We start from the raw sequence: 3,391 nt of genomic DNA, 5'->3' as shown, positions 1-3,391 counted from the left end.
GCGCCCATTCGGCAAACGCGCGCACTTCGGCGGCGCAGTCGAAATCCACCTCCATCAGCACCTGCCCCTGAATGTTGGCGTAGGGTAGAACCGCTTTGGGGCGGTGGCTCAGGTCGATGTAGGCGTCCAGCGCCCGCAGCAGCCGCGCGTCCAGCGTCTGCACGATGGCGTGCAGGCGACCGGTACCGACGGGGTCGCCCGCAAAGCGCCGCGCGCGCAATCCCTGGCTGATGTCGGCCCAGTGCCACAACGCGGCCTCGAACAACGCGGCCTGGTGCACCGGCATCGGGCCATCGGCGGGGGCGGCCAAGGCCGCTTCCGACAATGCCGACAAGGCCGCAGCCAAGCGCTGGATGGCCGGGCGCACCCCCCACTGCAGCGCCCCGGCGGCCTCGTCGTAGCTTGTCCACACGCCTGCTTCGGCAGACGGTTCCTGCAGGCGCTGGCGCAGGGCCTCACGCCAGGTCTGCATTTCTCCGGCCAGCCAGCGCACACCAGGCAGCACCTTCACTGCGGTGTCCGGCGCCGGGGATGCAGGAACGTCAGGCGGCTGCAGCCGCACGCCCGGGCCAAGGTTTGCTGCGAACGCGCCGCCCACATCGGCCGCGCGCACACCGTGGCTTCGCGCTGCCGCCGCCCGCCAGGGGGCTGCCGCATCGGCCGATGAGCCCCCAGCGGGGATGGCGCTTGCGGCCAATTGCGGCCAGCGTGTTTGCAGCGCTTCGGAGAGCCGACACAACAGCCAGAAAAGGGGGTAGCTCAGCGCGGCCACCAGCCACCCCAGCGCGCCAAAGAAGGCGGCAGCCAGGGCGCTTTCGGCCCAGTCACCCTGCACCGCCACAGCCCCCATCACCCCGAACAGGGCCACCACCAGCCACCGCACGGGCCGGTAACGTTGCCAATCGCGCCCAAAGCCAAGCGGGCGCGCCGCGGTGTCAGCAGGGGCGGTCATGACGCATGGGCCGAGCAGGGCCGTCCCCCTGTCCTACGTCCGAGACGCTTCCCGGTATGCGCGCGACGACAGGATGCAACCAGCCCGCGCTACACGGTACCACATCATCGACGCCGAGGTCAACGAGCACGCGAATCGTCGGGACCTGAAAATAAGACGGCGGACACCCCCGTTTCAAGCGGTGGGGAAGGTGCCCTGGGCTCGGGTGATCGGGTTCGTGGAAACCGTGCTCGGCTGGGCAGCGGCGCCCCGGAATCTTTCGCCGCAGGCCGCTGGTCTTGACGGACCGTGGCTCACTCCAGACTCAGCACCAACCGCTTGCCCAAGGCGGCGGCGGCCCGTTCCAGTTGCCGGATGGTGGGGTTGCCGGGGCGGGTGAGCCGCTGCGCGGCGGGCCAGCTCGTGCCCATGGCGCGCGCCAGCTCCGACAGGCTCTTGCCCTGTTGGGCAAAGCGCACCAGCAGCGCTGCCTGCACCGGCGCATCCGGCACGGCCAGCGGGCGACCTTCGGCGGGCGACGGCGGCGGGATGTCCTCGCCCCGCTCAAGCCGCACCGCCAGCACGCCGGTGAGCACTTCGGCGGCGTGGAAGGCGGCCTGCTCCGGCGTGTCGCCTTCGGTGAAGGCTTCTTCCAGATCGACGAATTGCACCAGGTAGCCGCCTTCGGGCTGCGGCTCGACCGTGTAGGGGTAGGCGATGTTCATGTGAGCTTGACTCCGCTTTGGCGCACGATGGCCTTGAGCAGGCCAACGGACAGATCGCGGCTGCCATGCACCAGCACCGGCACGCTGCGCGGCAGCCCCTCCTTGACCAGGATGTGGTGGCTGCCCTGCACCCGCACCACCCGAAAGCCGTGGCGTTGCAGCGCCTTGATCACGTCCTTGTCGTTCATATCTTTCATGGTATATCGCCAAAGATAGATGTCAACCCCCCTCCTCTACCCCTACCAGCGCCGCTATCTGAGCGACGCTGCCCACTTCAAGGCGGGGACGGGGTTGCGCTGACTTGCCCCCATTCGCCGTACCAGTCAGTCATTCGGAGACAGTCCGGGGTTGCAGGGTAACTTCGTTGCGGGTCGGGGTTTGTGCTGAACCTGCATCGCCAGCTTGCTGGCGATGCAAGCGAGCGAAGCGCCTGGGGGGCATGCGGCCGATGCTGGAATGCGGTCGCACCTCGTTGTAGTCCTGCACTCAGGCGCGAATCACTTCGCGGGCCTGCGGCAATGTCTTGAACCAGTGCTCGTTCAAGCACTCGTCCCAGAACTTACCGTTGAAGCTCTCGATGTAGCCGTTTTGCATGGGCGGGCCCGGCTCGATCAGGATGTGCGGGATCTTGTTGCGCTCGCACCAGCCCAGGAAGGCGCGGCTGGTGAACTCTGGGCCGTTGTCGGTACGCACCGCCTTGGGGTAGCCACGGAATTGCGCGGCCTCGTCCAGCAGCCGCGTGACGACCTGGCCGCTGATGCCGAAGTCCACCGCCATTTGCACGCACTCGTGGCTGAAGTCGTCGGCCACCGCCAGGCACTTGATGCGCCGCGCGTTGCGCAGACTGTTGCTACGAAGTCCATGCTCCAGACGGCATTGACCGTGTGGGCCACCATGAGCGGCGTTCGCTGGCCCAAAGGGCGCTTGGCCTTCTTGCGCTTGCGAACGGCCAGGTCGGCGACCTTATAGAAGCGGTAGATCCGCTTGTGGTTGACGCCGGGGAAGTCGGCGCGCAGCACGTCATGCACGCGCCGATAGCCAAAGCGCCGGCGCACCAGTGCGACGGCCTTGATACGTTCGCTGAGCAATTGCTTCTCCTGGCTCACGGCGGGAGGGTTGCGGTAGGCATCGCGGCTTAGCCCCACGAGGCAACAGGCGCGGCGTTCGCTCAATGAGTGCTCCTGCACCATGGGGGCTGTCTGAATTTTTGTGTGTGAGGCGGTTTTCTGAATCTTTACTCGAGCCGCTCAGCGCGGCGCGAGGGTGAAGCGGTCGCCGTACAGTATCGCGAACTGGTTCATCGCTGATTTCCACTCCTTGCTCGCCCGCTTCCAGTCGGCGGTGATATTGCGCAAGGCCAGCCAGATCAGCTTGGTGGCGGCCTCGTCGTTCGGGAAATGCCCGCAGCTCTTGATGATCTTGCGCAGCCGCGAATGCACGCTCTCGATGGCGTTGGTGGTGTAGATGATCCGCCGCACCTCAGGCGGGAAGGCGAAGAACGGAATCACCCGGCTCCACGCCCGCCGCCAGGCCGCGACGACGATCGGCAAGCGCTGGCCCCAAGGGCCTTGCTCGAACGCGTCCAGTTCGGCCTCTGCGGCCTCCGCGCTCGGCGCCGTGTAGATCGGTTTGATCGCCGCGGCCAGCGCCTTGCGGTCCTTCCAGCTCGCGTAATCGAGACTGTTGCGGATCAGGTGCACGATGCAGGTCTGCAGGGTCGTGGCCGGAAACACCG

General features: G+C 67.0%; 4 protein-coding genes and 1 pseudogene. All 5 read right to left on the bottom strand.

Going from position 1 to position 3,391, the window contains the following annotated elements; all coding sequences use genetic code 11:
* A partial coding sequence (locus V7Z54_RS06810; RefSeq protein ID WP_334135352.1) for a hypothetical protein occupies window positions 1-952 on the bottom strand: 952 nt, incomplete at its 3' end.
* Window positions 953-1,245: 293 nt separating this feature from the next.
* On the bottom strand, window positions 1,246-1,656 hold the full coding sequence (locus V7Z54_RS06805; RefSeq protein ID WP_334135351.1) for a type II toxin-antitoxin system HicB family antitoxin: 411 nt from the start codon (window positions 1,654-1,656) through the stop codon (window positions 1,246-1,248).
* The gene (locus V7Z54_RS06800; RefSeq protein ID WP_334135349.1) at window positions 1,653-1,853 is read right to left on the bottom strand and encodes a type II toxin-antitoxin system HicA family toxin; all 201 of its coding nucleotides are present in this window, start codon (window positions 1,851-1,853) and stop codon (window positions 1,653-1,655) included. The genes V7Z54_RS06805 and V7Z54_RS06800 overlap by 4 nt, the downstream gene beginning before the upstream one ends.
* Before the next feature lie 130 nt (window positions 1,854-1,983).
* Window positions 1,984-2,846 (bottom strand): annotated as a pseudogene (locus tag V7Z54_RS06795) (IS3 family transposase); the annotation flags it as partial.
* A gap of 57 nt (window positions 2,847-2,903) precedes the next feature.
* Window positions 2,904-3,391 (bottom strand): transposase (locus tag V7Z54_RS06790; protein ID WP_334135347.1); only part of this gene is annotated, 488 nt, incomplete at its 5' end.

This window comes from Tepidimonas sp. (assembly GCF_036824975.1).
Lineage (GTDB): Bacteria > Pseudomonadota > Gammaproteobacteria > Burkholderiales > Burkholderiaceae_C > Tepidimonas.
The sequence above is the reverse complement of the archived record's forward strand: the minus strand, read 5'-3'. Positions and strand labels throughout refer to the sequence as shown.